The following is a 25,734-nucleotide window of genomic DNA, read 5'->3' as shown; positions in this document are numbered from 1 at the left end:
GGGCCCCCGGGGTGGGGCTTCGGCACCGTAGCGGACGTGCCGCGCCGTTGTGCTTGATCGCGCAGTTCCCCGCGCCCCTTCCGGGCGCGGGGAACTTTGCGTCTCAGCCGAACCGGACCTCCAGGCCGTCCAAGGCCAAGTGGCGGCCGTTCTCGTAGAAGCGGGTGGGGTCGGCCGTCAGGGCGTACGGCGCGTGGCGGGCCAGTTCTTCCAGGACGATGCGGAACTCCAGGCGGGCCAGCGGAGCGCCGAGGCAGAAGTGGATGCCGCGGCCGAAGGTCAGGTGCAGGTTCGGCGGCCGGTCGAGCCGGAACTCCTCCGGGTCGGGGAAGACCGCGGGATCGCGGTTCGCGGCTCCCGTGAGCAGGATGACCCGCTCCCCGGCCGGGATCGTCACGCCGCCGATCTCCACCTCCCTGGTCGTCACGCGCGTGCTGTGATCCGCCGGGGTCCACAGCCGTAGCGCCTCTTCCGCCGCCACAGGCATCAGCTCGGGCCGCTCCCGCAGTTGGTGCTGCAGTTCCTGGTCGCGGGCCAGCGTCCACAGCAGGTGGGCGAGCGCGTTCAGGGTCGTCTGGTGGCCGCCGACCGCGAAGCCGACGAGCATGACCCGCAGCTCGGCGTCGGTGAGCGGCCGGCCGTCCCGCTCCGCCCGGACCAGCCGGGCGAGGAAGTCCGTACCGCCCCGCTCCCGTGCCAGCCGGATCTCGCGCTGGAGCAGTTCCTCCATCTGCGGCCAGAAGCCCGCCGCCGAGCCGTCCTTCGGCATCCGGGACCACATGTTGCGGGTCAGCTCGCGGATGTCCCGCTGGGCCTCCGCGGTGAGGCCGATCGCGAGGCCGAGGACGATGAGCGGGAGCGGAGTGCACAGCTCCCGGACCAGGTCACCGCCGCCGCGGGCGACGAGCGGCGCGACGAGGCCGGACACGGCCTCGCGGACCCGCGGCGCCAGCCGCGCCGCCTGGGCGCGCACGAAGGCGGGCCGCATCAGGGCGCGGAAGAACGTGTGCTCCGGCGGGTCGTACTCCAGTGGCGCGAAGCGGGGCGTGCCCTTCGCGCGCGGGAAGAAGATGCCCGATCCCGAGCTGAACGTCTCGTCGTCCGACAGCGCCCGCAGCACGTCCTCGTAGCGGGACAGCAGCCATGCCCCGCCGTGCGCCTCGGTGCGGCCGACGCGGGTGCGCTCCCGTAACGCCTGCTGGACCTGGCGCGCGACCTCGGGGGTGAACTCCGGGTCGTGGTGGTCGAAGGCGGCGGTGAGGCGGGCCACGGGGCACGGGGAGCCGGGGGCGTCCGTCGTGTCCGCCGGCTCGTCGTAGGTCTCGTCCACGATCCACTTGACCATCCGGCGCAGCGGCTCCATCGCGTCCTGCGGGAGCTCCGCGCGGAAACGGGTGGCATGGCCGAGGGAGACCAGGCGCTGGACGCCGTACAGCGGTACGAGGTCGCGCAGCCGTTCCTTGAGGGACTCGGGGTGGACGCCGACGGTCTGGGTGGCGGAGTTCATGGCCCGTGCCGCGTCCAGCGGATCGTCGACCGGTACGACGTTGGCCACCCGGCCGGAGAGCGAGGCGTGGAAGGCCACCGGCTCGGCGGTCCGCGAGACGATCACCGCGCCCTCGTCCCGCCCGCCGCCGATCACCCGGTACCAGTCGGGGGCCGCCCGCAGCGCGAGCAGTCCGGCGCGCAGATCGGGGTCAAAGCGCCTGACGGGGCTGCTGAGGTGTCCGGGCAGCCGCTGGATCTCCTGGTACAGCAGCTCGGCCCACTCGCCCGCGCGTCGGACGCCCTCCTCGTCGCGGCCGGTCACCGCGTAGATGACCCGGGCGTTGAAGCAGCCGAGTTGGTTGAGCGCGCCGACGTCGACGGCGGCCAGCCGGGCCGTACGGGCCATCGCGGCGGGGTCGGCGAACGCCTCCGGGCCGATGACGGTGGCGCTGAGCTTGGGGTCGAGCGAGATGAGCTCCAGGCCGGGCTGGATGTAGCGGGTCACATGCCGTACGGAGGCGAACCCGCCCCAGGCGACGATCTTCTCGACGTGCTCGGGCCGGTACAGGGCCCGCTCGATCCGCTCGTCCCCGCCCTTCCAGTACGCCACGGCCAGGTGCCGGGTGAGCGGGTGGTCCGGTGCCGTCGCGGCCATGGTGCGGGCGATGGCGAGGGCGGTGAGCGGGTCGTTGGAGGGGCTCTTGATGATCGCGTCACCGCGGGTGACGGCGTTGCGGATGACGGTGAGGGCGGCGATCTCCGGGCTGTTGCCCGCGATGATGTGCACGGCGCGGGACCCGACGGCACGTACAGAGGCGCGCCATCCGTCCGTCGTGCGTGCCGTTGCCCAGCCGTCCAGGAAGGCGGTGCCGACGGCCCGTTCGGCGATCTCGCGGACGGCGTCGGCGGCGAAGAACTCCGGCAGCCGCTCGTAGCAGCCGCGCAGCACGCCGGGGGTGAGGTCGGACCAGTCGGCGGCGTGTGCGAGCGCCTCCTGGAGCAGGGCGTTCTCGGAGAGGGCCAGTCGGGGCCCGAGCTCGGCCAGATACGCGACGACGTCGTCGGTCGTCAGGGCGTACAGGTCGCGCATGCGGGCCGGATCGCCCAGCGGCAGCCGCTCCAGGAAGGCGGCCGGGTCGGGAGCGCGGAAGCCCTCGCCCTGGCCGCGACCGGAGAAGGTGATCAGGCGGGCGTCGACGGTCTCGCCGCGGAGGTACGCGGGGACGGTCAGCGCCGTGGGGACGCTCCGGGCCGGGGACGTGGTGGTCATATCAGCTCCTCGTTGAGGAACTCCAGGGCCTCGCCCAGGGCCTCGGTGCTCGCCGCACAGGTGATCTTGTCGTCGCCGCCCTGCCGCTCGCTGAACCGGCCGATGGACTGCTCCAGCCCGGGGGACGTACGCCCGCAGCCGCAGGGCGACCAGTCGACGGTGACCTCGTCGCCGGAGACGAAGCCGCCCCAGTGGGTGTTCGCGAGCAGGTCGAAGAACGCGGCCCGGCCCGTGCGCACACCGTTGCGCGGCAGTGGCTGCCCGGTGTCGGCGTCCAGTACGTACAGCACCGTCCACGGCTCGATGTGGTAACGGCCGTGCGCGCAGAAGAGGTTGAGCGCCGTCACCTCGGCCATCGCGTACACGTGGTGCAGCCGCGGCACGCCCGCGAACCGCCGCGCCGCGTCCTCCCAGTCGTCCGGCATCGAGCCGTCCTTGGAGCCGCCGCCCCAGCAGTACACCGAGTCCGGCGCGAACAGTCCCTCGATGCCACGCTCCAGACCGGCCTTCGCCATGCGGTAGTTGACGTCCCAGGTGCACAGGCTGACGATGCGCCGGCCGCGCAGCCGGTCCGCGAGCCGCTCGACGAAGTCCCCCATTCCGGACCGCGCGGCGCGCTGCGCCTCCTCGAACTCCTCACGCCGCTTGCGCATCGACTCGGGTATCACCACCCGGTCGCGTTCGCCCCTGGCCGCGGCCGCGCGCAGCCGCCCGGCGAGGAACATCACGTCCGCGCTGGCCAGGCCCGGGTGGAGGGTGTGGACGCGGTCGGGGTCGAGGGCGATGCGTTCCATGATGGCGGCGCCGTGCCGGGCGATGCCGCTGCGCCCGGTGCGGAAGTACGGATAGACGAAGTCGATGGCCTCGTCGCGCTGCCCGGGGTCGGGGAAGACGTCCAGGCGCATGATCGCGTACAGCTTGTCGAAGTCGTCGTACGCGTGCGGGGCGAAGGACATCGTGCCCGAGGTGCCGGTGGAGTGGGCGGGGCGCAGCTCGGTGTGCGTGTCCAGCAGGTCCAGCCAGCCGTCGATCGAGTCGCAGCCGGCGGCGTCCACGCCCGACAGGTCGACCGTCGTGAGCCGTGAGAGCCAGGTGGTGAGCTGGTCGAAGCGGGATTCCAGGAGGAGCGAGGGCGGATAGGACTTGTAGACCGTGTGCGGGAACAGCAGCGGGGCCGCGTCGTCGAGGCCGCGGATCTCGTGCACGTCCTGCTCGTCCGCCATGGTCCGCACCACCGGGAGCCGGTCGCGGAGCTGCGCGAACCGCATCCGCAGGGCCGCGAGCTGGAGCTCCGCCAAGTGCTGCGGGGGGAGTGTGTGCATGGCGTGCCGTGAGGACGCGAAGAAGGAAAGGGGGTCGTTCGCGAAGTCGTGGATGTCTGCGTCGGTGGGCATTGCGTGCTCCTTCGCTCACTTCTTGCGGGGAGAGGGGGCGGCGGGGTGGGCCGTTTCCGTCCCGCACAGGTGGTCGGCGATGTCGGCGACGGTGGGACGGTTCCAGAGGAGGGCCGCGGGGAGTGCGGTGCCGAGCCGCTCCTGGACGGTGCGGCGGAGTGCGACCGACAGCAGCGAGTCGAGGCCCAGTTCGGCGAGCGGGCGGTGCGGGTCGACCTCCTCGGGCGCGGTGCGCAGGGCGTCGGCCGCGGCCCGCCGTACCTCGGTGAGGAGGTGGGCACGGAGGTCGGAGCCGGTCAGCCGCCGCCATGCGCCGTTCCCCCGCGGTGCGGTCGGGGCCTGGTCGTCCGGCATCAACTCCCGTATGGATGGCGGGCGTTCCATGCCGGTGGCCGCGGGCAGTACGCGCAGTACGGCGCGGTGGCCGTTCTCCGGGGATCCCGCGCTGTCCCAGGCGCGCAGGGCCTGGGCCGCGGTGATGTCCGCGGTGCCGCGCGCGTTCAGCTCGGCGTCGATGGCGGCCGAGGACACCGAGAGGCCGAGGCCGCGCCAGCTCGTCCAGGCCAGGGCGAGCGTGTCGTGGTGCCCGCCGGCCCTGCGGTGCCGGGCCAGTGCGTCGAGGAACGCGTTGGCGGCGGCGTACGCGGCCTGGCCCGGCATGCGCAGCAGCTGCCCGGCCGAGGAGAACAGCACGAAGAAGTCCACGCTGCCGGGCGGGAACATCCGGTGCAGGGCCAGGGCGCCGTCGACCTTCGGGCGCAGGACCGCGCGGACCGTCTCCTCGTCCAGCGCGTGCAGGGGCGTGTTGTCGGCGACGCCCGCCGCGTGCACCACACCGCGCACGGGCGGCAGGCCGAGCGTGTCGGGCGCGAGCAGCCGGGCGACGTGGTCGTGGTCCGCGATGTCGGCGGCGAGGGTGCGTACGGTGACGCCGGTGGCTTCCAGGGCGCGGATCGCTTCGATACGGCGGGCCGTGCCGGGGTTGTGGGCCTCGTCCCAGGTCGCGCGGGGCGGGAGAGGGCGGCGGCCGGTGAGGACGAGGCGGCGCGCCCCGCGGTCGGCGAGCCATCGCGCCACGTGCAGACCGAGGGCGCCGAGCCCGCCGGTCACGAGATATGTGCCGTCCGCCCGGCACACGGGCCCCGACCCGGGCCGCTGCCCGGCCGCGGGGGCCAGCCGCGCGGTGGCCGGTACGCCGTCGGCCACGGCGATGACGTCCTCGTCGCAGCGGTGCCGCAGCAGGCCGGTCAGCGCGGCGAGGTCCGCGTCCGACGGCTCCTCGGGCAGCTCGACGGTAGTGCCCCTCAGTGCCGGGTGCTCGCCCGCGACGACCGCGCCAAGGCCCCACAGGGGCGCCTGGGAGAGGCCGGCGGGGGTGCGGGCCGCGCGGGCGCCTCGGGTGAGGTGCCAGAGGGCCGGCGGGTGGCCGGTTCCTTCCGTCGTGCAGAGGAGGCGCGCGACCCGGGCCGCGAGGGCGGTGTGGCGCGCGGCGGCTTCGGTGAGGGGGGCCATGGGCGGTGGTACGGGGGCGACCAGTACGGCGTCGGCGCTCGTGAGGCCCTCCCGCAGGGCGGTGAGGCCGTTCGCGTCGAGTACGGCCTCCAGGCCGGTACCCGCTTGCGCGAGGTGCGGGGCGAGAGCCGCCGCCAGCGCCCGGTCGCCGCCGACCAGGACGACGCGGCGCAGCGGGACCTCCCGGGCGGCGCCCGGCTCGTACGGGCGCCACACCACGTCGTGCAGCAGCGCCGCGGGGCTGCCCGCGGTGCCGGGGTCGGGCTCGGGGCTGCCGAAGCGGAGGCCCCGCAGGCGCGCGGTCGGGGTGGGAGGCGCATCGCCGTGCGCGTCGGTGATGTCCACGTGCACGCTGTCGGGCTGCGCCGGGTCGAGGCGGATGCGGAGCAGCGCCTCGGCGGGCGGATCGGCGAACACGGCCGCGGAGTCGATGCGGGCGGGCATGCGGAGGGCGGGCGGGCCCGGGAAGCAGAGCGAGGCCGCGGAGAGCGCGGCATCGAGGACGGGGGCCCACGTGGCGCCGGCGTCCGGGCCGGCTGTGACGGTGGCCGTCAACACGCCTTCCCCCAGCCGCAGTTCGCGGACCTTCCAGGGGAAGCCCATGGAGGCCACGCCGAGCGAGGCGAGCGTGTCCACGACGTGGGCGGGGTCGCGGGGCTCGCCGTCCGCGTCGGCGGCCGGTGCGGCCTCGTGCTCCTTCGCGGCCACGAACGCCGTGGTGTGTGTGAGCCAGCCGTCCTCCGGACCGGTGCCGCTCCCTCGGGCGGTACGGGAGGAGAGCCGCAGCGCCCCGTCCTGGCAGACGACCTGGACGTCCCGGGCGACGCCGGTGGAGACCGGCACCCGCAGCACCACGTCCCGCAGTGCGGGCCGCGCGCCGGTGAGCGTCGCCGCGGTCAGCAGCGTGTGGAGGAGTACCGCCGCCGGAACGATCTCCGTACCGCACACCGCGTGGCCGCCCGGATAGGGCCGGTTCGCGTGGTCCAGCCGGGTCCGCCACAGGTGGGCCCGCGAGGTGCCGTCCACCGTCAGGCGGTCGCCCAGCAGAGTGTGCGAGCCGGGGTCGTGGCCCGCGCCCGTCCCGGACCGCGCGGGACTGGGATCCGCCCAATGACGCCGGTGCTGCCAGGCGTTGGTGGGCAGCGCCGCGCGCGGGCCGCCGGGCCGGTGCAGCGCGGACCAGTCGATGCGCACGCCGTGGCAGTGCAGGGCGGCGAGGTTCTCCCGCAGCGTGGCCCGCTCGTCGGACCGGCGGCGCACGGAGTGGGCGACGCAGGTGTCCCGTACCCGCGCCTCCGCGAGCGTCTCCTCGATCGAGTGGGTCACGATCGGATGCGCGGACAGCTCCAGGAACGCGCGGTGCCCGTCCGCCACGGCGGCCGCCACCGCCTCCGCGAACCGGACCGGGGCGCACAGGTTCGTCGCCCAGTACTCGGCGTCGCGCGGCGCGCGGTCGCGTGGATCGGGCAGGGCGGTGGTGTAGAGCGGCACGCCGGTGCCGGGGGCCGGTTCGATGTCCTTGAGCGCCGCCACGAGTTCGGCGCGCAGCGGGTGCACGAGCGGGCTGTGGAACGGCACGTCGGAGGCGACCGGGCGGAGGGGTATGCCCTCCGCCGCCCAGCGCTCCGCGACCTCCTGTACCGCCGCGGCCTCGCCGGACACCACGGTCGAGCCGGGTGCGGCGTGCACCGCCGCCGCCAGCAGCGGGTGGCCTGCGAGCCGGGCCGCCGCCTCCTCGAAGTCCAGGCCGGCCAGCGCCATCGCGCCCGTACCGATCAGCGGTCGCAGCAGCAGGGAACGGCGGCAGACCAGGCGGGCGCCGTCCTCCTCGCTGATCACCCCGGCGGCGGCCGCGGCGGCGAACTCGCCGACCGAGTGGCCGATGACCGCCGCGGGGTGCACGCCGTAGGAACGCCATACGGCCGCGAGGCCGGTCTGCACCGCGTACGTCAGCGTCTGCACGCGGTCGGCGGCGGTGACGTCGCCGGACAGCAGCAGCTCGCGGGGCGAGTAGCCGGCCTCCTCGCGGAACACCGGCTCCAGCCGGTCCAGCACCTCGGTGAAGGCGGGCTCGCCGGCGAGCAGGCCGCGCCCCATGCCCGGCCACTGCGCACCGTGCCCGGAGAAGACCCATACGGGGGCGGCGGACGGACGCGCGGAGCGGCCCGTCACCGTCCCGGCGCCTGCCGCACGCCCCTCGGCGAGCAGGCGTAATCGGTCCGCCAGCACGGCGGGGCCGTCGGCCCGGACGACGGCGCGTACGGGCAGGTGGGTCCGGTGGTGGGCGAGGGTCCGCCCGACGGCGGCGAGACCGGCCGGTTCCGGGTGGGAATCCAGCCATGCGGCGAGGCGGCCCGCGTTGGCCCGCAGCCCGGCCTCGGTGGCGCCGGACAGCGGGAAGAGCCGGGGAAACGCGCGGAGCCCGGTGTCCGGCGCGCCGCGCACGTTCCCCGGCGGCCGGCCGTCCGCCGGGGCCGTGCGGCGCGGGGCCGACTGGAGCACCGCGTGCGCGATCGTGCCGCCGTAGCCGTAACTGGCGACGCCCGCGCGGCGCGGCCGGCGGCCCGTGGCGGGCCAGGCGGTCGGCTCGGTGACCAGGGCGAGTCCTGAACTCCCCCAGGGAATGGCCGGGTTGGGGCCGGCCACGGTCAGGGTCGGCGGGACGAGGCCCCGTTCGAGAGCGAGTACCGCCTTGAGGAGACCGGCGATGCCCGCCGCGGCCTCCAGGTGGCCGATGTTGGGCTTGAGCGAGCCGATCAGGCAGCGGCGGTGCGGCGGGCGGCCCGCGCCGAGCACCGCGGCGAGCGCACCGGCCTCGGCCGGGTCGCCGGCCCGCGTACCCGTCCCGTGGGCCTCGACGTAATCGACGGTGTCCGGGGCAATCCCGGCGGCCCGGTACGCCCTGCGGAGCAGGTGCTCCTGGGCGGCGCGGCTCGGAGCCATGATGCCTTCGGTGCGGCCGTCCTGGTGCACCGCGCTGCCCGTGATCACCGCGTGGACGTGGTCGCCGTCCCGCTCCGCGTCGGCCAGCCGCTTGAGCACGACCACGGCACAGCCCTCGCCGCGTCCGTAGCCGTCGGCGGCGGCGTCGAACGCCTTCGAGCGGCCGTCCCCGGCCACCGCGCCCGCGGCATCCAGGACGACGGCGAGGCCGGGAGCGGCGATCAGGCTGACGCCGCCGGCCAGCGCCAGCGGAATCCGGTCCGTGCGCAGCGCCTGGCACGCCTGGTGGACCGCGACCAGCGAGGAGGAACATGCGGTGTCGACGGCGACGCTGGGGCCTCGCAGGTCCAGTGCGTGCGAGAGCCGGTTCGGGGCGCCGCACAGCGCCGCGCCGATGCCCGTCCACGCTTCGATGCCGGGCAGGTCCTCCAGCAGGCGACGGCCGTAGTCGTCGCTGCCGATGCCGATGAAGACCCCGGTGTCGGAGCCCGCGAGGGTGTGCGGCGGCAGGCCGGAGCGTTCCAGAGCCTCCCAGGCCACCTCCAGGCACAGCCGCTGCTGCGGGTCCATGAGCTGGGCCTCGCGCGGGGATATGCCGAAGAACTCGGCGTCGAAGCCGGCGATGTCGGCAAGGTACGAGCCGCGGGCCGTGGTGTTTCTGACCACGGCGGCATCGTCCCCGTGCCGCGTCATATATGCGCTCCAGCGGTCCGGGGGAATGTCGCGTACTGCCGTCCGCCGGTCGGTCAGGAAATCCCACAGCGATTCGGGGGAGTCGATACCGGCGGCGAAACGGCAGCCCATTCCGATGACGGCAATGGGATCGAAAGGCGTGGTCATATGTGTCTCCCTGTCCGGCCGAAAGGAAAACGCGGGTGGAAGGGGCCCTTGGCGCGCGGGCGGAAATCCGCGCGCCAAGGGCCCTCCTGATCGGGTCAGACCTTTGCCTTGCCGTCTTCCCAGATGTTCGGCTGGAAGATGTCGCCGTAGAGCCAGTTGCCCCGGGCGTTCGGGTCGGCGCTCGTGTAGTACTCCCGCCACGCCTCTTTGAGCTCGTCGACGGAGAGGTCGCCCGAGCCGTTGCGGTCGAGCTTGTCGAACGCGATCGCGCTGTTCTCCGGCGTGGTCCCGAACGCCTTCTGGAACCGCGCGAACTCCCGCTGGGTGACCTTGCCGCTGCCGTCCTTGTCGCACAGCTCGAACAGCGCCTGGGCCAGCGGACGGAAGCCGTCCTCGAACTTCTTCGGCTCCTTGGCGAAGCCTTCGGTCAGGGCGCGGCGCCACTCCAGCGGGGTGATGACGCCGTCCCGGTTGATGTCCATGACCTCGGAAACGCCGTGCCAGAAGCTCTCGAACGACTTGAGCAGCGCCTGCGACTTCGGCGAGTCGATCGGCTCGCCCAGTTCGGCGATGATCCGGACGGCGAGGAAGTAGATGTCGCGTACCGTCATCTCGCCGTCGCCGTCCTGATCACCGTGCTTGAAGCACACGTCGATCTTACGGTTGAGGAAATCCTTCGCCGGAACGTCCTGCGGAGTCGGCATCGCATACCGCCTTTTCTCGGAGTTGGGCATGGAAACGTCCCCGACAGCACGGAACCCGGGCAAGGCGTATTGCTGGGAGGGGTTGAGTACCCGACCCGGTATGGGCTTCGTGCTGCGGTGTCATCAACGTATGTGAGCCGCTTTGCCGTTAACAAGGAGTCCAGCGCAGGCGAATTCGGAAAGGCGTGATACGGATTCGAACGAGCGAAGCGCCGGCCGACGGTGCGGAAGATTCCGCTCGCCGTGCCAGCGCTGAATACTGTGGGTAATGCTCTGCGGATGAGGCCGATTGATCTATTCCGCCGACGAATTCGGCCATGGGGTGGCGCTCTGCGCCGGGGCGCACAACCCGCGCAGAATCAGATCGCGTACCGCCGCGAACTCTTCCCCGATTTCCGCGTGGTGCCATTCACCGGCGTGGCGCGGGTCGTGGAAGCGGGCGGTGGCGTCGAAAACCGCGCGGGCCGTCGCCTCGGCGTCCCGGCCCGCGATGGCCGTGAAGGCGTTCTGTACGACGCCGTCCGCGATGATCCGGGCGAGCTGGCCGACGAGCTCGGCGACATGCGCGTCGACGATGCGCGCGGTCTCGGCCGTGAGGACCATGTACGTCGCGAACAGCTCCGGATCGTCGCCCGCCTTGTGCCGCTTGGCCGTGAAGAGCGTCTCCAGCCAGTCGGACAGCCGGTCGGCGGCCGGCCCTTCCGCGTCCTGTGCCAGCTCCTCCAGCCGTGCGGTCGTACGCTCCAGCCAGCGCCCCGTGACCGCCTCGCGCAGCGCGGCCTTCGTCGGGAAGTGGCGGTAGACGCTGCCGTGGCTGACGCCCAGTGCCCGCGCCACGTCGACCACCGTGGCCTTGGCCTGTCCGTGGCGGCGCAGCACCTCCTCGGTGGCCTCCAGGATGCGTTCGCGGGTCAGCGGCTCAGGCGGCATGGGCGGTTCGGGCCTCTCGGGATCGGGGGCGGCGGACGGTGCGCCGTGCTACGGACCGTATCCGACGCCCCGCCCGCCGCCGAGCGAGCTCAGCGCTCGCTGTCCAGGTCGGCCATGGCCGCCGCGGGGTAGCGGTCGCCCGCGGCGGCGCCGGCCGGCACTGCCTGCTCGATCGCCGCCAGGTCGGCGGGGTCCAGCGTGACGTCCAGGGCGCCGAGCGCCTCGGCCAGCCGCTCGCGGGTGCGGGCGCCGATCAGCGGGACGATGTCCTCGCCCTGGGCGAGGACCCAGGCGATGGCCGTCTGCGCCACCGAGACGCCCTTCTGCTCGGCGGTCTTCCGCAGCGCCTCGACCAGGCCGAGGTTGTGGTCGAGGTTCTCGCCCTGGAAGCGCGGGCTGAAGCTGCGGAAGTCGTTCGCGGCGAGCTTTCGGTCGCGGGAGAAGTGGCCGCTGATCAGGCCGCGGGAGAGGACGCCGTACGCGGTGATCCCGATGCCCAGCTCGCGCGCGGTGGGCAGGACCTCCGCCTCGATGCCGCGCGAGAGGAGCGAGTACTCGATCTGGAGGTCGGAGACCGGCGCCACGGCCGCCGCCCGGCGGAGCGTCTCCGCGCCCACCTCGGAGAGGCCGATGTGGCGTACGTGGCCGGCCTCGACCAGCTCGGCGATCGCGCCGACGGTCTCCTCGATCGGTACATCGGGGTCGAGGCGGGCGATGCGGTAGACGTCGATGTGGTCGGTGCCGAGGCGCTGGAGGGAGTAGGCGGCGAAGTTCTTCACCGCCTGCGGCCGTCCGTCATAGCCGTTGAACGCGCCCTCGACTGTCCGCAGGGCGCCGAACTTCACGCTGGTCAGGGCCTTTTCGCGGGCGGCCGCCGGGGCGGTGCGGAGCGCTTCGTTGATGAGCAGTTCGTTGTGGCCCATGCCGTAGAAGTCGCCGGTGTCCAGGAGCGTGACGCCGGCGTCCAGCGCGGCGTGGATCGTGGCGATGGACTCGGCGCGGTCGGTGTCCCCGTAGAGCGCGGACATGCCCATGCAGCCGAGGCCGAGGGCGGAGGTGTGCGGGCCGGTGGTGCCAAGGGTGCGAGTCTGCATGTCCCCCACCGTCGCATGACAGCTGACAGATTTCAATAGTTGTTAGTTGATAGCCGTCGGCGGTTGTCGGCCGGCAGCTGTCATGCGCGGTACTGCGGGACTCAGGAGAGCGTGCGGGGCAGGCGCAGCGACAGGGCCGCCATGGCCAGGAGGCCCACGAACTGGACGGCGAACGCGACGAGCAGGGCGTCCCGTACGCCGGCCGACGGGACCAGGCCCAGGTACACCGAGCCGATCACCGCCACGCCGAGCGCGAGGCAGGTCTGCTGGGCGGTGACCGAGAGGCCGCTGCCCGCACCCGCCCGCTCCGGCGGTACGGAGGCGAGCATCACCCGGAAGTACGTCGGGAGCTGGAAGCCCTGGCCGGCGCCGATGAGGGCCATGCCGGGGGCGAGGGAGACCGGGTCCAGGTCCGGCCAGCGGGTGAGGACGGTCCCGGCGAGCAGGGCCAGCCCCACGACGTGGAGCAGCGCGCCGGCCGTCAGCACCCGGCTGCCCAGCCGGGGCGCCAGCCGGGGCCCCCACATGGACGTGATCAGGTACGTCACGCTCATCGGCACCACCGCGGTGCCCGCCACCACGGGCGAGAGTCCCAGGCCCTGCTGGAGCGCGACCGCCAGCACGAACATGAAGCCGCCGAACCCGGCGAACAGCGGGACCGCCACGGCGAGCCCGCGCCGCAGCCCCGGCTCGCGCAGCAGGGACGGCGGCAGCAGCGGGGCGCCGCCGCTGCGCTCGGCCCGCCGCTCGACCACGTAGAACGCCCAGGCCAGCAGGGGCGCGGCGGCCAGCAGCAGCCAGGACCACAGCGGGCCGCCGGCCGCCCGGCCCTCGGTCAGCGGCAGCAGCAGCGCGACCAGGGCGAGCGCGAAGAGCGCCGTACCGGCCCGGTCGCTGCGGGACGGCCGCGCCGCCCGGCTGTCCGGTACCGAGAACCGGCCCAGCAGCAGGATGGCCGCCACCACCGGCACGTTCACCAGGAAGATCGCGCGCCAGCCGGTGCCCAGCAGGTCGGCGGAGACCAGCAGCCCGCCGAACAGCTGCCCGGCCACCCCGGCGACGCCGCCCGTCGCGCCGTACAGGCCGAGCGCCCGGCCGCGCCGCCCGCCGGACGTGGTCGCGTGGATGGTGGCCAGCACCTGCGGCAGCATCACCGCGGACGCCGCGCCCTGCGCGGCCCGCGCCGCCACCAGCGTCCAGGCGTCCGGCGCCAGCCCGCAGGCCAGCGAGGTCAGGCCGAAGGCGGCCGCGCCCCACAGGAAGAGCCGCCGCCTGCCGTACGTGTCGCCGAGCCGGCCGCCGAGGACGAGCAGCACGGCGTACGCCATGGCGTAGGCGGCCGCGACCATCTCCAGCACGGCGGGCCCGGCCCGCAGATCGCGTTCGATGGAGGGCAGCGCCACGTTCACGATGAAGAAGTCGGTCATGGGCAGCGCGGCGCCCAGGAGGAGGGTGGCCAGGCCGAGCGCGGTCAGCCGGGCGGCGGGGGCCGGTGTCTCCGGCGTCGTCGCAGGAGTCCCGGGAATCGATTGAGGTGTCGTCGTGGTGCTCACACTGCGACGATCCGGCAGCGCCCAGCCGGGTACCAGAGTGTGCTCATCCTGGTACCGGTACTACCTGGCAACCGGCTCGGCGGTGCGCCACCCTGGGAGCATGACCGTCACCACCCTCCCCGCGCCCGCCCGCGACGCCGCCCGGGTCCGCCGGCACGAGCTGGCCGCGTTCCTGCGCAGCCGCCGCGAACGCATCACGCCCGAGCGGGTCGGCCTGCCGCGCGGCCCGCGGCGGCGCACCCCCGGGCTGCGCCGCGAGGAGGTCGCGCAGCTCGCCGCGGTCGGGGTCACTTGGTACACCTGGCTCGAACAGGCCCGGGACATCCACGTCTCGGCGCAGGTACTGGACGCCGTGGCACGGGCGCTGCTCTTCGACGCCAGCGAGCGCGCGCACCTCTTCGCGCTCGCCGACGCGGTCGACCCGGCGCCCGGCGGCGAGTGCGCGGTGGTCTCGCCGGAGCTGCGGCAGGTGCTGGCGCAACTGGAGCCGTTCCCGGCCTGCGTGCAGAACCGGCGGTACGACATCCTCGCGTACAACCGCACGTACGGGCGGCTGCTGACCGACCTCGACGCGCTGGAACCCCAGGACCGCAACTGCCTGTGGCTCACGTTCACGCATCCGGAGTGGCGGGCCGCCGTCCCCGACCTCGAGAAGACGCTGGGGCAGATGACGGCCCGCTTCCGTGCGGCGATGGCCGAGCATGTCGCGGAGCCCGCCTGGAAGGCGCTGCTCAAGCGGCTGCAGCGGGCCTCGCCGGAGTTCCGGGAGCTCTGGGACCGGCACGAGGTGCTGTGCGCCCGGGCGAAGACCAAGACCTTCGAGAATCCGGAGGTCGGGCTGGTGCGGGTGGCCAACACCCCGCTGTACGTCGGCGCGCGGGAGGGCATCCGGGTGACGGTGTACTCGCCGCAGGACGAGACGTCGCGGGAGCGGCTGGAGCGGCTGCGGGAGCTGGCGGTGGCGGCGGAGGAAGCGAAGGCCGCGGCGGAGGCGGGGGCCGCGGAGGGGGCCGAGGCCGTCGCGAGTTAGATCTGCTGGCGGCTGCCGGAGTGCCGGCTGTCTGCCGGGAACTGTCCCGCCTCCAGCTGACGGGCAGCCCGGCGGGCCGTCTCCCGGGCCCAGCGGCCGCTGGTCAGAGCGCCGACGAGGAGGACGGCCAGGCCGCAGCCGGTGATGATCCACCAGGCCGGGCGGCCGGCGGCGGCGAACCGATCGTCGCTCGCGGCGGCCCCCGCGCCGCTCGCCAGCACCGCGCCGATCACGGCCACGCCCAGCGACTGGCCCACCTGGCGGCTGGTGGAGGCCACCGCGGCGGCGACCCCGGCCTGCGCGCGCGGCATCCCGGACACCGCGGTGTTGGTGATCGGCGCGTTGACCAGGCCGAAGCCGATGCCGAAGAGCACGTAACCGGTGAAGAGCAGCGGCGTGCTGATCTCCGCCTCGAAGCCGGCGAAGAGGACGCCGCTGAGCACCATGCCGGTACCGGCGAGCAGCAGCGGCAGCCGTGGCCCGCGGGCGCCGACCAGCCGCCCGGACAGCGGCGCGAAGATCAGCGTCATGGCCGCCATCGGCAGCATGTACAGGCCCGCTTCGAGCGCCGAGAGGCCGCGGATGTCCTGGAGGTAGAGCGTGTTGACGAAGAGGAAGCCGCCGAGCGCGGCGAACGCGCTCACGGCGATCACCGTCGCACCGCTGAACGGCGCGCTGCGGAAGAAGCGCAGCTCGATCAGTGGCTCGGTGCGCCGCCGCTCGTAGCCGATCAGCCCGGCGAGGGACAGCACGGCGAGCGCGGTGCAGCCCATGATCAGCGGCGAGCCCCAGCCCGCTTCGGGCGCCTCGATGATCGCGTACGTCAGCGAGCCGAGCAGCAGGATGACCAGGACCTGGCCCACGGGGTCGGGGCGGCGCGGGTGCGGCGCGCGGGAGTGCGGGACGTAGCGGATGGTCAGGAAGAGCGCGAGCAGCCCGATCGGTACGTTGATCCAGAAGATCGCCCGCCAGTCGACGGCCTCCACGAGCAGCCCGCCGACCACCGGCCCCGCGGCCATGCTCAGGCCGACCACGCCGCCCCACACGCCGATCGCGCGGGCCCGTTCGCGCGGCTCGGTGAAGGTGTTGGTAATGACCGACATCGCGACGGGGTTGAGCATCGAGCCGCCCACCGCCTGCACCATCCGGAACGCCACCAGCCACGGCAGGCTCGGCGCGAGGCTGCACAGCAGCGAGCCGAGGGTGAAGACGACCAGGCCGGTCTGGAAGACCCGGCGGCGGCCGAGCCGGTCCGCCGTGGAGCCGGCCAGCATCAGCAGCGACGCCAGGACGAGGGTGTAGGCGTCGATGGTCCACTGCATACCGGATACGGAGGCGTGCAGGTCCTTGCGGAGGGAGGGCAGGGCGACGTTGAGGACGGTGTTGTCCAGGCTGACGATCAGCAGGCTCATGCAGCAGATCGCCAGCACGAGCATCCGTCGCCGGTGGGTGAGCTCGGGCATAGTTGAACGGTACAAGCTTTAACTGTGCGGGGCCCCTGGACACCGAGCCGGGGCCACTCCGCACGTGCGCGACAATGGGAAGCCGCACCCGCCCCCGAACCCGTCGAAGGAACCCGCCTCACATGTCCTCGCTGCAGATCGGCCCGCACAGCGTGCAGCCCCCGGTGGTCCTCGCGCCGATGGCCGGGATCACCAACGCGCCCTTCCGGACCCTGTGCCGGGAGTTCTCGGGCGGCAAGGGTCTCTTCGTCAGCGAGATGATCACCACGCGGGCGCTGGTCGAGCGCAACGAGAAGACCATGCAGCTCATCCATTTCGACGCGAGCGAGAAGCCGCGCTCGATCCAGCTGTACGGCGTCGACCCGGACACCGTCGGCAAGGCCGTCCGCATGATCGCGGAGGAGAACCTGGCCGACCACATCGACCTGAACTTCGGCTGCCCGGTCCCGAAGGTGACGCGCAAGGGCGGCGGCTCGGCCCTCCCGTACAAGCGCAACCTGCTGCGTTCGATCCTGCGCGAGGCGGTCGGCAACGCCGGCTCGCTGCCCGTCACGATCAAGATGCGCAAGGGCATCGACGACGACCACATGACCTACCTCGACGCCGGCCGGATCGCCGTCGAGGAGGGCGTGACGGCGGTCGCGCTGCATGGCCGTACGGCGGCCCAGCACTACGGCGGCACCGCCGACTGGGAGGCCATCGCGCGCCTGAAGGAGCACGTCGGCGCGGTCAGCGACATCCCCGTGCTCGGCAACGGCGACATCTGGTCCGCCGACGACGCGCTGCGCATGATGCGCGAGACCGGCTGCGACGGCGTGGTCGTCGGCCGCGGCTGCCTCGGCCGCCCCTGGCTCTTCGGCGACCTGGTGGCCGCCTTCGAGGGCCGCGAGGAGGACTACGCGCGGCCGACCATGAAGGAGGTCGCCGAGGTCATGGTCCGGCACGCGACGCTCCTCGGCGAGTGGCTGGGCGACGAGGCGCGCGGCGTGATCGACTTCCGCAAGCACGTCGCCTGGTACACCAAGGGCTTCTCGGTCGGCTCCGAGATGCGCCGCAAGCTCGCCGTCTCCTCCTCCCTCGCCGAGCTCGCCGACCACCTCGCCGAGCTGGACCTCGACCAGCCCTGGCCGGCCGGCGCCGACGGCCCGCGCGGCCGCACCTCGGGCCGCAACAAGGTCGTCCTGCCGGACGGCTGGCTGGACGACCCGTACGACTGCGCGGACGTCGGCGCGGACGCGGAACTGGACACGTCGGGCGGCTGACGGGTCGGGCGGCCGACGGGTCGGCGGTCGGCCGATCGCGGGTGACTACCGCTCGCTTGTGACTACCGCTTCCGCAGCCTCCGGAGGCGGGCCCGCGGCGGTACCGAGCAGGACGAGGCGGGGGCCGGCGAGCGGGCGGATGCGGGGCGCGGCGGACGCGGCGGGGGCCGCTCCCAGGGCTGTGGTCAGGGCGCGTCGTCCGTGGCGCAGGTGCCGATCGCGGCGTACGCGGTGGGGCGGGCTGTCCGCAGGTAACGGGCCCAGGCGGCGCCCAGCACGGCGGCCACTAGGACCAGGCAGGGCAGGATCCAGCGCAGCGGATTGCCGGGGCCGACGCCGAGCTGGACCTGGAAGTTGGTGAGCGCGAGGTAGAAGATCACGGCGAGGGCCACGGCCGAGAGCCCGGGCGCGATCAGCCGCTGCCAGACTCCCTCGTCGGTACGCCGGTCGCCCCGCCCCTCGTCCGCACGGTCGCCCCGCCCCTCGTCCGTACGGTCGGCGCTCCGGCGCGCGAAGTAGCAGATCACCGCCACCGATGTGACGAGCAGCAGCAGGATGACGCCCAGCGCGCCGAGGTTGGTGAGCCAGGTGAAGACATCGTCCACCGGGTCGCGCCCGGCGAGCGCGAAGAGGGCGGTGACGGCCACGGTCACCGCGGTCTGCGCGAGCGAGCCGCGCGCCGGGGAGCCGTACCGGGGGTGCAGCGCGCCGAGGCCGCGCGGCAGTACGCCTTCGCGGCCGAGGGAACGCACGTAGCGGGCCACGGCGTTGTGGAAGGAGAGCAGCGCGGCGATCAGGGAGGTGATCAGGAAGAGTTGTGCCAGATCGGAGAAGAGCGGGCCGAGGCTGTCCGCACCGAGCGCGAACATCATCTCCGGGCCGTGCGCGGCGGCGTAGCGCACCGCGCGCCCGTCCCCGGCGCCGCTGATCATCGCCCAGGCCGTGGCGGCGTAGAAGACACCGATGAGCGCCACCGCGGTGTAGGTCGCGCGGCCGATCGTGCGCCGCGGGTCCTTGCACTCCTCGCCGTACAGCGCGGCCGATTCAAATCCCATGAACGCGGCGAAGATGCAGCACAGGGCGACGCCGAGCGCGCCGTCGGTGGCCGCGTGCCAGGTGAGCGGGGCGAGCGAGACGCCCTGCGGGGCGTGCCCGAACTGTGCGATGTCGAAGACCAGGACGGTCCCGGACTCGATGACGATCAGTACGGCGAGTACTTTCACGCCCACGTCGATCCGCCGGTAGCCCAGCGCGCCGACCAGCGCCGTCGCCGCCAGCACCAGTGCCCACCAGGGGATCTCCAGGCCGGTGCGGGCCTTCAGGAAGTCGGCGGTGGTGGCGCCGAAGAGCCCGGCGATGCCGACCTGCATCGCGTTGTAGGAGACCAGCGCGACGAAGGCGGCGGCGACGCCCGCGGTGCGGCCGATGCCGTGCGCCGCGTAGGCGTAGAAGGCGCCGGCGCCGGTGATGTGCCGGCTCATCGCGGCGTAGCCCGCGCTGAAGACCGCGAGCAGGACCGCGATCAGCAGGTAGAGCAGCGGGATGCCGAGGATGCCGGTGACGCCGAGGGACTGCGGGATGCCGCCGGCCGCGACGGTGAGCGGCGCCGAGGCGGCGATGATGAAGAAGACGATGCCGGGGACGCCGATGCGGGGCGAGGGGGTCGCGGGCGGTGCCGCGCCCGACGGGCGGGCGGCGGGAGCGCGTGGGTCGATGGCCATGCCGGGCTCCTGGGGCGGGGATGATGGGGCGCGTGCGTGCGGCGCGGGCGTACGGGCGAGCGGCTGGGGAGAAGGCGTCGCCGCCGCGATATCGTTTGAGCCCGTACGGGTTCAGGTGCGGCAGATCGTACGACCACAAACGACACCCGGCAAGGGTCCGGGCGGGTTCGCAGGAAGGTGTGGGGAGATGCGGGAGAAGCCGTGGTGACCGGTCACCGTTCCATCGGGGACACGGAGAAGGCGGTACAGGCCAAGCTCGGCGAGACGCCGATCCGGCACGCGCAGATGGCCGCGGTGGGCAACATCTACCGCGCCGCCGCCGCGGTCCGGCAGCACTTCGAGAACTCGGTGCTGCGCGGCGCCGAGCTGACCTGGACCTCCTTCGTGGTGCTGTGGGTGGTGTGGATCTGGGGCGAGATGGAAACGCGACGGGTCGCCGAGGAGGCCGGTATCTCCAAGGGCACGCTCACCGGCGTCGCCCGCACGCTCCAGGGCCGCGGCCTCATGGAGCGGAGCGGGCACCCGACCGACGGCCGGCTCGCGCTGCTCTCCCTCACCCCGGCGGGCGAGGAGCTGATGGCGGAGCTCTTCCCGCAGTTCAACGCCGAGGAGGCATTCGTCACCGACGACCTCACCGACACCGAGGCCCGCCAACTCGCCGACCTCCTGCGCCGCATCGTCATCCGCGTCGAAACGGACGGCGAACAGCGCCGCCTGGATCTACTGGGCGGGGCGGACCCGAGGCCGAGGAGGAGCGGGCGGCGGGCGCGGGGGTGACCCATGGCCCCTGGGGCGCAAGGGCGATTCCCGGACGCGCTCCCATACCCCTGCGGGGCCCTCCCCCCTCCCCCGGAGTAATCACTTCACGTATAGCTCAATGACGCTCCGTGATTACATTTTGAGATTAGGGCATGGCGCCTCATCCCCGCTCAGCCTGTGGATAACTCGTACTCGACTGCTTCACCAGCGCGTCGAACAGCCCCTGTTGTGCCGGGTCCTTCGCCGCCGTGTCCTCCGGGTGCCACTGCACGGCGGCGAACCAGCCCGCCGCGTCCGGCAGTTCCAGCGCCTCGACCGTTCCGTCCGCGGCCCGGGCGGTCACCGCGAGTCCGTCGCCCAGCCGGTCCACGCACTGGTGGTGGAAGCAGGACGCGTCCACCCGCTCCGTACCGGCCGCGCGGGCCACGGCCGACCCGCTCCCCAGCCGTACGGGATGTACGACGTGCCGGTGCTCGCGGTCCGGCCCGCCCATGTCCTGTCGGAGCGTGCCGCCCAGTGCGACGTTCACGGCCTGCAGCCCGCGGCAGACGGCGAGCGTGGGCAGTCCGGCCCCCAGCGCGTACCGGGCGACTGCCAGGTCGAACGCGTCCTGCTCCTCGTCCACGTCGTACACGCTCTCGTGCACGGCCGCCCCCGCCGCCGCGTACCACCGCGGCGTCAGGTCCCCGCCGCCCGGCAGCAGCACCCCGTCGCAGCGCGCCAGCCGGTCGGCGACCTCCGCCTCGTCCACCCGCCCCTCGGGCGCGTACGGATGCATCATGAACGGCTCGCCACCGGCCCGCAGTACGGCATCGGCGAGTGCCCGCGCGGTGACCACGGCTTCGTAGCGCAGCGCGGACGTGGAAGCGGAGAACCGCTGCGGCAGCGCGATCAGCGGACGAGTGGGGGTGTGCGTGCGGGTGCTCACAACTGAATCCAGGTGGTCTTGAGTTCGGTGTACTTCTCCAGCGCGTGCGCGGACTTGTCGCGGCCGTTGCCGGACTGCTTGTAGCCGCCGAAGGGGACGGTCAGGTCGCCCTCCTCGTAGCAGTTGACCCAGACCGTGCCGGCGCGCAGGGCGCGCGAGACGGTGTGCGCGGTGCTGAGATCGCCGGTCCACAGCCCGGCCGCCAAGCCGTACTCGGTGTCATTGGCCAGCGCCACCGCCTCCTCGACGGTGTCGAAGGTCAGGACGGACAGCACGGGCCCGAAGATCTCCTCGCGGGCCACCGCCATGTCGGGGGTGACCCGGTCGAAGACGGTGGGCCGGAGGTACGTACCACCGGGCACGGGCGCCGGGTCGAGCGGCGCGCCACCGGTACGGAGACGGGCGCCGGCCGCGCGGGCCGCGTCGATGTGCCCGCGTACGGCGTCCAGCCGGGCGGCCCCCGCCAGCGCGCCCATCTCGGTCGCCGGATCCAGCGGATCACCGACCCGCAGCGCTTCGGCACGCTGGATGACCGCGTCCGTCACCCGCTCCGCGACCGAGGAGTGCACGAGGAGCCGGGACGGCGCGGTACACATCTCCCCCTGGTTGAAGAAGATCCCCCAGGCGGCGGTGGCCGCGGCGGCGTCCAGGTCCGGTGCGTCGGGCAGCACGATGTTGGGGGACTTGCCGCCCAGCTCCAGCCAGACCCGCTTGAGGTTGGAGTCGGCGGAGTACCGCAGGTAGTGGCGGCCGACGGCGGTGGAGCCGGTGAAGGCGAGCACGTCGACGTCCGGGTGCAGGCCGAGCGCGCGGCCCGCGGTCGGCCCGTCGCCCGCGACGACGTTCAGCACGCCGCCCGGCACCCCCGCCTCCTCCATGGCCTCGTCGACGAGCCGCCCCAGCAGCAGGGCGGAGAGCGGGGTCAGCTCGGAGGGCTTGAGCACGACGGCGCAGCCGGCGGCCAGCGCCGGGGCGATCTTCCATGCGGCGAGCGTGAGCGGAAAGTTCCACGGCACGACCGCCCCGACCACCCCGGCCGGCTCCCGGGTGACCAGCGCCAGCGCACCAGGATCGGTGTGCGGCGCTTCATCACACACCTTGTCCGCGAGCTGCCCGTACCACCGGAACGTCCCTGCCACGGCCCGCAGTTCGATCCCGTACGACTCGGCGATGGGCTTACCGTTCTCCAACGAGATCAGCGCCGCAATCTCAGAGCGGTGCTCTTCAACGAGATCGGCAATCCGAAGCAGCACACGCCCCCGCTCGGCCGGGGCAAGCCGAGGCCAGGGCCCGGAGTCGAACGCCCACCGAGCCGCGGCGACCGCAAGATCCACCTCCTTCTCGCCCGCATCGGCAACGCTGGCGAGCGTGCTGCCATCCCGCGGCGAGACCACGGCGAAAACCGCTCCCGCCCCGTCCTCCTCCCGCCCCCCGACCCGATGCCGCCCCGGCGGCACGACCCCCTCGGCAACTCGTACCCAGTCCTCGTAACTGCTGTCGAGCGTGGGCCCCATCGCGGCCTCCTTGTCTGCTGGTGCTGCCGCGGCGCGGTCAGTGGGCGGTGGTGTGGACGATGTCGCCGTTGAAGACGGTCATGGTGATGGGGAGGGACGGGATGTCCTCCGGGGGTGTGTGGAGGAGGTCGCCGGCGAGTACGCAGAGGTCGGCGGCTTTGGTGGGTTCGAGGGTGCCTTTCCAGGATTCGGCGAAGTCCTGGTGGGCGGCGTGGGTGGTGTAGGCGCGGAGGGCGGTTTGGAGGTCTACGCACTGGTCGGGACCGCTGGGGCGGCCGGTGGCCTTGGAGCGGCGGAGGAGCATCGAGGAGACGCCGGCGCGCCAGTTCGGGTAGGTGATGGGGGCGTCGGAGCTGGCGGTGACGGGGATGCCCGCGTCCACCGCGCTGCGTACGGGCCATTGGTAGGCGGAGCGTTCGGGGCCGACGATGCCGTCCATGAGGTCGGCGATGGCGTCCTTGACGCCGGGGTTCATGTTGGCGCCCCAGCCGTGTTCCGCGAGGATGGCCAGGGCGCGGGGTGAGGCGAAGTCGCCATGGATGATGTAGTGGCGGGCGTCCGCGCGGGGGTGGTCGAGCTGGGCGGCGGCGAAGGCGTCCACGACGGCGTCGATGCCCGCGTCGCCGGTGATGTGGACGCCGAGTTGGTGGCCCGCGGCGTGGACGTGACGGACGATCGCGTGGAGTTCGTCGACGCGCTGGGTGTCGGTGTGGCCGTGCAGGCAGAGGCTGCCGCGGCCCCCGCCGTTCGCGTACTCCTCGGACATCCAGGCCGTACGGCTGGGCGGTACCCCGTCGGCGAAGAGCTTGACGCCGAGGACGGCGAGGAGGCGGGGGTCGGCGCCGTCGCAGAGCCCTTCGAGGGTGGTCAGGCGGTCAGGGAGGCCGGCGGCCGCGCCGCCCATTTCGAGGGGGAGGAGCAGGACGCCGACGCGGGCGCGGAGTTGGCCCTCGCGCGCCATTCGCGCGTACACCTGCAGCGTCGCGGTGTCGGCGGAGCCGAGGAAGAGGCTCTTGCCGCCGGGCCCGAGCCCCGGCTCGGTGAAGCTGGTGATGCCCTCGGCGTGGCAGACGTCGACCGCGGCCCGGATCGCGGCCTCGCGGGCCGCCTCGGTCATGGCCGGGATGACGGTGTTGACCAGCTCCTGGGCGCTCTCGCGGAGGATGCCGGTGAGGGCGCCGTCGGCGCGGCGCTCGATGACGCCGCCGGGCGGTACGCCGGTGTCCTCGGTGATGCCTGCCGCCTCCAGGGCGCGGGAGTTGAGCCAGGCGGTGTGGCCGGAGAACTCGTACAGCAGGACCGGATGGTCGGGGGAGACCTCGTCCAGGTCCCAGCGGGTGGGCGTGCGGGCGCTGTCCTTGCGGCACTCGTCGAGGTAGCCGATGTCCCAGCCGTTGCCGAAGATCCAGGTTCCGGGCGGCTGCCGGTCCGCCTGCGCGCGTACGGCCGCCCGGATGTCCGCGATCGAGGAGACGGCGGGGGTGGAGACGTCGACGGCGAGCGGCGGGCGGGTGGCGCCGAACGCGCAGGCGTGGAGGTGCGAGTCGTTGATGCCGGGGAGGACAGTACCGCCGGCGAGGTCGACGACCTCCGTGCGCGGGCCGATGAGCGGGCGCAGTTCGGCGGTGGTCCCGGTGGCGGCGATGCGGTCGCCGCGGACGGCGACGGCCTCGGCCGTACGGAAGGCGGCGTCGAGGGTGAGGACCCGGCCGTTGAGGAGGACGAGATCGGCGGGAGCGGTGAGATCGGCGGGAGCGGGCACGGCAGCCCCTTATGGATGGTGAGTACGGAGACCGGTGGAGACCGGCAGTGACCGGTTTCGTTTGGGGTCAAACTTAATGTGGGGGAGTGGGGGCGGCGCAAGAGGGCGGGGGGATTTTGGTGGGGCGCCGAGTGCCGTACGCTGCGGCATGCGCAACCCGTTTCGCTCTGTGGTCCCAGCATCTACAGTGCTTAATCGTGGAACTCAGGCACCTGGAACACTTCGTCGCCGTCTCCGAGGAGCAGCACTTCACGCGGGCCGCTGAACGGCTGCACATCGCCCAGTCCGGCCTGTCCGCCTCCGTGCGCGCCCTGGAACGCGAGCTCGGCGCCGACCTCTTCGCCCGCACCACCCGCCGCGTCCAGCTCACCGCCGCGGGCCGGGCCTTCCTCGTGGAGGCACGCCGCACGCTGGCCGGCGCCGCCGCGGCGCGGGAGGCGGTCGCGGCCGTACGTGGCCTGTTCACCGGCACCCTCGCCGTCGGCACCGAGCAGTGCATGGGCATCATCGACCCGGTCTCGCTCCTGGCCGACCTGCGCGGACGCCACCCCGGCGTCGAGGTCCACATGGTCCAGTCCGGCTCGGCGCACCTGCTGGGGGAGGTCCGCCGCGGCGCGCTGGACCTGGCGTTCGTCGTGTACGAGGGGCACGAGGAGGGCGTGCGCATCCGGCCCGTGGCGACCGAGCCGATGATGCTGCTGTGCCGCCCGGACCACCCGCTGGTCGCCGGCCACCCGCTCGCCGCCGGCAGCGACCCGCTGGCCCCCCAAGCGCTCGCCGGCGAGGTCTTCGTGGACCTGCACCGCGACTGGGGCGCCCGGCGGGCCGCCGACGCGCTGTTCGCCGCCGCGGGCACGCGCCGCACGGTGGCGATGGAGGTCAACGACGTCTACACGCTCCTCGACCTGGTCGCGCGGGGGATGGGCGTGGCGGTGGTGCCCCGCCCGGTCACGCACAAGGACCAGGCGCGCGGGCTCGCCGCGGTACCGCTCGCCGCCGACACGGTGTGGAACGTGGGCATCGCCGTGCCCCGCAGCGGCCGGCTCTCGCCCGCGGCCCAGGCGCTGCTGGCCTCCATTGAGCACCAACCTTCCATTGAGCACAGTCAGCGATGAATGCGATCAGAACTGGATGTTGGACGCGGTACCCGCGCGAGCGCGAGGGTGGTCCCGGGGGCGGGCAGGACAGGAGTCCCGTCCCATGATCTGACGTGGCGAAAGGCTGCTCCCATGGCGCAGGAAGTACGCGGAGTCATCGCACCGGGGAAGAACGAGCCGGTACGGGTAGAGACGATCGTGATCCCGGATCCCGGCCCGGGTGAGGCGGTCGTGCAGATCCAGGCGTGCGGTGTGTGTCATACGGACCTGCACTACAAGCAGGGTGGGATCAACGATGAGTTCCCGTTCCTGCTGGGGCATGAGGCCGCTGGTGTCGTGGAGTCGGTCGGCGAGGGCGTGACGGATGTGGCGCCCGGCGACTTCGTCATTCTGAATTGGCGTGCGGTGTGCGGGCAGTGCCGGGCGTGTCTGCGGGGGCGTCCGCAGTACTGCTTCGATACGCACAACGC

General features: G+C 73.3%; 17 protein-coding genes. 5 read left to right on the top strand and 12 right to left on the bottom strand.

Annotated elements, in window-relative coordinates; all coding sequences use genetic code 11:
* Positions 1-103 precede the first annotated feature (103 nt).
* The 7 genes from IG84_RS41930 to IG84_RS0134920 all read right to left on the bottom strand — a co-directional run bounded on the left by IG84_RS41930 (position 104) and on the right by IG84_RS0134920 (position 13,728).
* Positions 104-2,758 carry a cytochrome P450 gene (locus tag IG84_RS41930; protein ID WP_063761911.1) on the bottom strand — a complete coding sequence of 885 codons (2,655 nt, stop codon included), beginning with the start codon at positions 2,756-2,758 and terminating at the stop codon, positions 104-106.
* Positions 2,755-4,152, bottom strand: a complete 1,398-nt coding sequence (locus IG84_RS0134945; RefSeq protein ID WP_031066706.1) for a hypothetical protein — start codon at positions 4,150-4,152, stop codon at positions 2,755-2,757. Before IG84_RS0134945 ends, IG84_RS41930 begins: the two co-directional genes overlap by 4 nt.
* Positions 4,153-4,167: 15 nt before the next feature.
* The gene (locus IG84_RS0134940) at positions 4,168-9,447 is read right to left on the bottom strand and encodes a type I polyketide synthase (protein WP_037801294.1); all 5,280 of its coding nucleotides are present in this window, start codon (positions 9,445-9,447) and stop codon (positions 4,168-4,170) included.
* A gap of 95 nt (positions 9,448-9,542) precedes the next feature.
* Positions 9,543-10,151: an EF-hand domain-containing protein gene (locus IG84_RS0134935; protein WP_051862810.1), complete on the bottom strand. Its 609-nt coding sequence runs from the start codon at positions 10,149-10,151 to the stop codon at positions 9,543-9,545.
* 294 nt (positions 10,152-10,445) lie between these two features.
* Positions 10,446-11,081, bottom strand: a complete 636-nt coding sequence (locus IG84_RS0134930) for a TetR/AcrR family transcriptional regulator (protein ID WP_051862809.1) — start codon at positions 11,079-11,081, stop codon at positions 10,446-10,448.
* An 89-nt stretch (positions 11,082-11,170) separates the two neighbouring features.
* Positions 11,171-12,175 (bottom strand): aldo/keto reductase, encoded by a 1,005-nt coding sequence (locus IG84_RS0134925; RefSeq protein WP_031066695.1) that lies wholly within the window; start codon positions 12,173-12,175, stop codon positions 11,171-11,173.
* A gap of 101 nt (positions 12,176-12,276) precedes the next feature.
* The gene (locus IG84_RS0134920) at positions 12,277-13,728 is read right to left on the bottom strand and encodes an MFS transporter (protein ID WP_031066693.1); all 1,452 of its coding nucleotides are present in this window, start codon (positions 13,726-13,728) and stop codon (positions 12,277-12,279) included.
* A gap of 100 nt (positions 13,729-13,828) precedes the next feature.
* On the opposite strand from IG84_RS0134920, the gene IG84_RS0134915 reads away from it, so the two are divergent.
* Positions 13,829-14,758 carry a helix-turn-helix transcriptional regulator gene (locus IG84_RS0134915; protein WP_051862808.1) on the top strand — a complete coding sequence of 310 codons (930 nt, stop codon included), beginning with the start codon at positions 13,829-13,831 and terminating at the stop codon, positions 14,756-14,758.
* On the opposite strand, the gene IG84_RS0134910 is transcribed toward IG84_RS0134915, so the two are convergent.
* Positions 14,755-16,221: an MFS transporter gene (locus IG84_RS0134910; protein WP_031066685.1), complete on the bottom strand. Its 1,467-nt coding sequence runs from the start codon at positions 16,219-16,221 to the stop codon at positions 14,755-14,757. The two genes, IG84_RS0134915 and IG84_RS0134910, sit on opposite strands and share 4 nt — an antisense overlap.
* 122 nt (positions 16,222-16,343) lie before the next feature.
* On the opposite strand from IG84_RS0134910, the gene dusB reads away from it, so the two are divergent.
* A complete protein-coding gene (gene dusB / locus IG84_RS0134905; RefSeq protein ID WP_031066683.1) occupies positions 16,344-17,483 on the top strand; it encodes a tRNA dihydrouridine synthase DusB in 1,140 nt (379 codons plus the stop codon).
* Between the two features lie 185 nt (positions 17,484-17,668).
* Here the strand turns inward: dusB and IG84_RS0134900 are convergent, their stop codons facing one another.
* A complete protein-coding gene (locus tag IG84_RS0134900; RefSeq protein ID WP_037801293.1) occupies positions 17,669-19,204 on the bottom strand; it encodes an APC family permease in 1,536 nt (511 codons plus the stop codon).
* Positions 19,205-19,408: 204 nt separating this feature from the next.
* Between IG84_RS0134900 and IG84_RS0134895 the strand changes: the two genes are divergently transcribed.
* Complete coding sequence (locus IG84_RS0134895; protein ID WP_031066679.1) at positions 19,409-19,981, top strand: MarR family winged helix-turn-helix transcriptional regulator; 573 nt, start codon at positions 19,409-19,411, stop codon at positions 19,979-19,981.
* A gap of 142 nt (positions 19,982-20,123) precedes the next feature.
* Here the strand turns inward: IG84_RS0134895 and IG84_RS0134890 are convergent, their stop codons facing one another.
* Genes IG84_RS0134890 through IG84_RS0134880 form a run of 3 tightly spaced genes read right to left on the bottom strand, consistent with a single transcriptional unit; the run spans position 20,124 to position 24,167 of the window.
* Positions 20,124-20,891 carry a gamma-glutamyl-gamma-aminobutyrate hydrolase family protein gene (locus IG84_RS0134890; RefSeq protein ID WP_031066676.1) on the bottom strand — a complete coding sequence of 256 codons (768 nt, stop codon included), beginning with the start codon at positions 20,889-20,891 and terminating at the stop codon, positions 20,124-20,126.
* A complete protein-coding gene (locus IG84_RS0134885) occupies positions 20,888-22,405 on the bottom strand; it encodes an aldehyde dehydrogenase (RefSeq protein ID WP_031066673.1) in 1,518 nt (505 codons plus the stop codon). The genes IG84_RS0134890 and IG84_RS0134885 overlap by 4 nt, the downstream gene beginning before the upstream one ends.
* Positions 22,406-22,442: 37 nt before the next feature.
* The gene (locus IG84_RS0134880; RefSeq protein WP_031066672.1) at positions 22,443-24,167 is read right to left on the bottom strand and encodes an amidohydrolase; all 1,725 of its coding nucleotides are present in this window, start codon (positions 24,165-24,167) and stop codon (positions 22,443-22,445) included.
* A gap of 197 nt (positions 24,168-24,364) precedes the next feature.
* On the opposite strand from IG84_RS0134880, the gene IG84_RS0134875 reads away from it, so the two are divergent.
* Complete coding sequence (locus IG84_RS0134875; protein WP_031066669.1) at positions 24,365-25,282, top strand: LysR family transcriptional regulator; 918 nt, start codon at positions 24,365-24,367, stop codon at positions 25,280-25,282.
* A gap of 114 nt (positions 25,283-25,396) precedes the next feature.
* The coding region (locus IG84_RS0134870) for an alcohol dehydrogenase catalytic domain-containing protein (RefSeq protein ID WP_031066667.1) at positions 25,397-25,734 on the top strand (338 nt) is incomplete at its 3' end.

Source organism: Streptomyces ochraceiscleroticus (assembly GCF_000720485.1).
GTDB lineage: Bacteria > Actinomycetota > Actinomycetes > Streptomycetales > Streptomycetaceae > Streptomyces > Streptomyces ochraceiscleroticus.
This window is presented reverse-complemented; position numbering and strand designations above follow the sequence as displayed.